At 71.2% G+C, this 4509-nt stretch carries 3 protein-coding genes; 1 reads left to right on the top strand and 2 read right to left on the bottom strand.

Annotation, left to right across the window (positions count from 1 at the left end; all coding sequences use genetic code 11):
* Window positions 1-170: 170 nt before the first annotated feature.
* Window positions 171-2732: an aminopeptidase N gene (pepN, locus tag ABZ215_RS43355; RefSeq protein WP_354956761.1), complete on the bottom strand. Its 2562-nt coding sequence runs from the start codon at window positions 2730-2732 to the stop codon at window positions 171-173.
* 131 nt (window positions 2733-2863) lie between these two features.
* Between pepN and ABZ215_RS43350 the strand changes: the two genes are divergently transcribed.
* A complete protein-coding gene (locus ABZ215_RS43350) occupies window positions 2864-3475 on the top strand; it encodes a DsbA family protein (RefSeq protein WP_237339528.1) in 612 nt (203 codons plus the stop codon).
* Here the strand turns inward: ABZ215_RS43350 and ABZ215_RS43345 are convergent.
* Complete coding sequence (locus ABZ215_RS43345) at window positions 3462-4139, bottom strand: MBL fold metallo-hydrolase (protein ID WP_354956759.1); 678 nt, start codon at window positions 4137-4139, stop codon at window positions 3462-3464. The genes ABZ215_RS43350 and ABZ215_RS43345 overlap by 14 nt on opposite strands.
* Window positions 4140-4509: the final 370 nt, after the last annotated feature.

The following is a 4509-nucleotide window of genomic DNA, read 5'->3' as shown; positions in this document are numbered from 1 at the left end:
GGCGGGAAAGCGTGCCTTGACCCCGCTGATCGGCGACTAAAGATCGGCTGTGGATCGGGGGCGGGGGAGGTCTGGTTGGGGTAGTCGCTTGCTTTGCGTTGCCGGCTTGCGGTTGCTCAAGAGAAGGGGGCGCCGAGCTTCGCCCGGCGCCCCTTTTGCTCTTCCGTTGATCAGCCCTCGTCGAATTCCCGTGCTGCCAGTGCGCGCACGATGCCGGCTCGGCCTTCCGACACCAGCCGCCGCAGGGCAGCCGGGTGGTCGCCGGCCAGCCACTCGTCCGCGGCCTGCACCGTGGCGTGTTCGACCGCCCAGGCGGGGAACAGGCCGACGACCGTGGGCTGGGCGCGTTCGCTCGACCGGCGGGACCAGACCTCGTCGATGGCGGCGAAGTAGGTGCTGACGTAGCCCGTCAGCAGGTCCTTCTGCCCGGGGTGGGAGAAGCCGCCGATGATGGCGTTGCTCATCGCGTTCGGGAGGTCGTCGTCGTAGACCGCGCGCTGCCACGCCTCCGCCTTGGCCTCCGGGGTGGGGCGCAGGGCGCGGGCGTGCTCGGCGTGGCGGCGGCCCGTCGCGGTGTCGTCCCGGGCCAGTTCCGCGTCGATCTCCTCGTCCGCCGCCCGGCCGTGCGCCACCAGCGCGTTCAGCAGGCGCCAGCGCAGGTCCGCGTCGACCACGAGGCCCTCCAGCGGGCTCGACCCGTCGAGCCAGCCTGCCAGCACGTCGACCGTCGCGTCGTCCAGGACCGAACCGGTCAGCGAGTTGACGAACGCCAGCTGGTGGTCCGAGCCCGGCTCGGCGGCGCGGGCCAGCTCCAGCAGCTTCCGGGTGAACTGCGGCCACCCCTCGGCCGCCGCCCAGGACGGCTGCGCGTACGAGTTCAGCGCGGTCTGCGCCTGCAGCAGCAGCCGCTGCACGACACCGACCTCGGTCTCCGCGTGGATCCCGTGCAGCACGATCTGCAGGAAGTCCCTGGCCTTCAGCTCGGCCTCGCGGGTCATCTCCCACGCCGCCGACCAGCACAGCGTCCGCGGCAGCGGCTCGGTGATGTCGGCGATCCGGTCGACCAGCGTGGTCAGCGAACCGGCGTCCAGGCGCATCGTGCAGTAGGTCAGGTCGTCGTCGTTGACCAGCACCAGCTTGCCCGCGGGCTGCCCGACCAGGTCCGGCACCTCGGTGCGCTCGCCCTCGACGTCCAGCTCCACCCGCTGCTTGCGGACCAGCTTGCCGTTCTCGTCGTCGTAGATGCCGACCGCGATGCGGTGCGTGCGCAGCTCACCGGCGCCCGGCTTCGCGCCGGTCTGCAGCACCGCGAACGACGTGAACCGGCCATCGGCGTCGGTCTCGAACTTCGGCCGCAGCGAGTTCAGGCCGGTCGTCTCCAGCCACTGCGCGCTCCACCCGGACAGGTCGCGGCCCGACGCCTCCTCCAGGGCGCTGAGCAGGTCGGCCAGCGTCGCGTTGCCCCACGCGTGCTTGCCGAAGTACACCCGCAGCCCGGCCAGGAAGTGGTCCAGCCCGACGTAGGCCACCAGCTGCTTCAGCACGCTGGCGCCCTTGGCGTAGGTGATGCCGTCGAAGTTCACCTCGACGGCCTGCAGGTCCACGATGTCGGCCGCGATCGGGTGCGTCGAGGGCAGCTGGTCCTGCCGGTAGGCCCACGACTTCTCGATGTTGGCGAAGCTCGTCCAGGCGTGCTCGTACTCGGTGGCCTCGGCCTGCGCCAGCACGCTCGCGAACGTCGCGAACGACTCGTTCAGCCACAGGTCGTCCCACCAGCGCATGGTGACCAGGTCGCCGAACCACATGTGCGCCATCTCGTGCAGCAGCGTCTCGGCGCGCCGCTCGTAGGCGTAGCGGGTGACCCGGCTGCGGAAGACGTAGTCCTCCAGGAACGTCACCGCGCCCGCGTTCTCCATCGCGCCCGCGTTGAACTCCGGCACGAACAGCTGGTCGTACTTGCGGAACGGGTACGGCGTGGCGAACGCCTTGTGGTAGAAGCCGAAACCCTGCTTGGTCTCGGTGAACAGCCGCTCGGCGTCCATGTGCTCGGCCAGCGACGCGCGGCAGTAGATGCCCAGTGGGATCGTGCCGTGCTCGTCGGTGTACTGGTCGTGCCACTCGGCGTACGGGCCGGCGATCAACGCGACCAGGTACGTCGAGATGCGCTCGGAGGTGGCGAAGACCGTGCGGGTGGCGCCCTCGGCGGTCTTCTCGGTGCTCTCCACCGGCGCGTTGGACACGACCTTCCAGTCGCTCGGCGCGGTGACCGTCAGCCGGTAGGTGGCCTTGAGGTCGGGCTGGTCGAAGCAGGCGAACATGCGCTTCGCGTCGGCCGTCTCGAACTGCGTGTACAGATACACGGCGTCGTCGACCGGGTCGACGAACCGGTGCAGGCCCTCGCCGGTGTTCATGTAGCGGCAGTCGGCCTCGACGACCAGCTCGTTGGTCGCGGCGAGGTCCGGCAGCTCGACGCCGTTCTCCTCGGTGTAGCCGGAGACGTCCAGCGCCGTGCCGTTCAGCGTCGCGGAGCGGACGGAGCCGGCGACGATGTCGACGAACGTGCTCGCGCCCGGCTTCGTGGCGGCGAACCGGATCGTTGTCTTCGAGTCGAAGCTTCTCTCGCCCGGGCCGCCGTTACCGTCCGTGAGGTCGAGGGCGATGTCGTAGGACTCGACCTCGAGCAGCTCGGCACGCTGTTTGGCTTGGTCACGGGTCAGGTTAGGGGCGGGCACAGGCACCTCGGAAACGCTCGCGGTTGTCATTCTCGGTGATCCCGCTATCCAATCATGTTCCGGCGGGGAACAAGTGCCCTCCGCGTGCTGTTGGCCCGTTTGACGGCCCAGCACCCACAGGGAGAACACTGATGACCGCAGAGCGCACACGCGTGGACTTCTACTTCGACCCCGTCTGCCCGTTCGCCTGGATCAGCTCGCGCTGGATCCTGGAGGTGGAGAAGCAGCGCGACCTCGACCTGAACTTCCGCGTCATGAGCCTCGCGGTCCTCAACAGCGGGCGCGACCTGCCCGCGGAGTACAAGGAGCTGCTGGAGAAGGCGTGGGGCCCGGTGCGCGTGGCCACGGCGCTCGCCCAGGAGAAGGGCGAGGCGATCCTGCGGGACTTCTACACCGAGTTCGGCACCCGCTACCACAACCAGGGCAACAAGGACATCCCCGAGGTCACCCGCCAGGCCCTGGAGGCCATCGGCGCGCCCGCCGACCTCGCGTCCGCCGCCGACTCCGCCGAGTACGACGACGCGCTGAAGAAGAGCCACCACGAGGGCATGGACCCGGTCGGCATGGACGTCGGCACCCCCACCATCCACATCGACGGCGTCGCGTTCTTCGGCCCGGTGCTCAGCTCGATCCCGAGGGGCGAGGACGCCGTGAAGGTGTTCGACGGCGCCCGGCTGCTGGCGAGCTACCCCGACTTCTACGAGCTCAAGCGCACCCGCACCGGCGAGCTCAACTTCGACTGAGCTCGTCGCGCTGGGCGGCCACGAAGTCCGGGCCGACCGGATCGCCGTGCCCCGGCACGATGGTGGCGGGGCGCAGGGCGAGCAACCGGTCCAGCGCCGACGGCCAGTGCGCGGGGTGCGCGTCCGGTCCGATCGACGGCGGCGCGCCCTGCTCGACGAGGTCGCCGGCGAACAGCACCCCGGCGTCCGGCACGTGCACGGCCACGTCGTGGTCGGTGTGCGCCACGCCGGGGTGGACCAGCTCCACGGTCCGCCCACCGAGGTCCAGCTGGGCGCTTTCGGTGAGCAGGTGGTCCGGCAGCACCAGCCGGGCCGCCGCGAGCCGCTCGGCTTCCGGCTTGCCCGCCAGCCGGCGCACCCACTCCGCCCGGTCGGACTCGCCTTCGCGGACCAGCGCGTCCCGGCAGCGTTCGTGCGCCCAGACCGGGCAGGGCAGGAACGCGGCGGTGCCGAAGTGGTGGTCGAAGTGGGCGTGGGTGAGGACCACGGTCCACGGCAGCGCGGTGATCTCGCGGACCTCCGCCGCGAAGGCCGCGCCGTGGACCTCGTCGCCGCCGGTGTCGATCACCAGGCACCGCTCGGCGCCCACCACCAGACCGAGCGTCTGGTCCAGGTGCTCATAGCGGCGGGCGTGCACGCCGTCGGCCGGTTCGAGCCAGGTCACGCGGCCTCCAGGAGAACGGGGGCTGCCGTGTGTACCGCTTCATCGCCGCTGGTGCCAGTCAGTCGAGCACCGGGTGCGGCCGAGCGGTGGTCAGGGCAATGGCGAGTTCGCCGGCCCCGGCCGGGTCCTTTGCAGCGGGGCGTCGTCGCACACGCTACGGCGGTGGTGTGGCGCAGGTAGCCCACGAGCAGGGTCGCCCCGTTCGGGGACGGCAGGTCGAGCAGCCCGGGATCCAGGCCGGCCGCGGCCGGCCGCGGCACCCCGCCCCCCCCCCCGCCCCGGGGCCGGACCCCGCCCCCCCGGCCCCGCACCCGGGCCACCCGCGGGCGGGACGGAAGGCCCGCCCCCCCCCTCAGCAGAGCGGGAGAGC

Source organism: Amycolatopsis sp. NPDC006131 (genome assembly GCF_040614175.1).
In the GTDB taxonomy this organism is placed as follows: Bacteria; Actinomycetota; Actinomycetes; order Mycobacteriales; family Pseudonocardiaceae; genus Amycolatopsis_E; species Amycolatopsis_E tucumanensis.
Note: the sequence above shows the minus strand (reverse complement) of the source record. Positions and strands in the feature narration are given on the sequence as shown.

Coding starts and splice junctions, on each gene's coding strand:
- ABZ215_RS43350 (WP_237339528.1), top strand. CDS start 2,864: ATGACCGCAGAGCGCACACGCGTGGACTTCTACTTCGACCCCGTCTGC.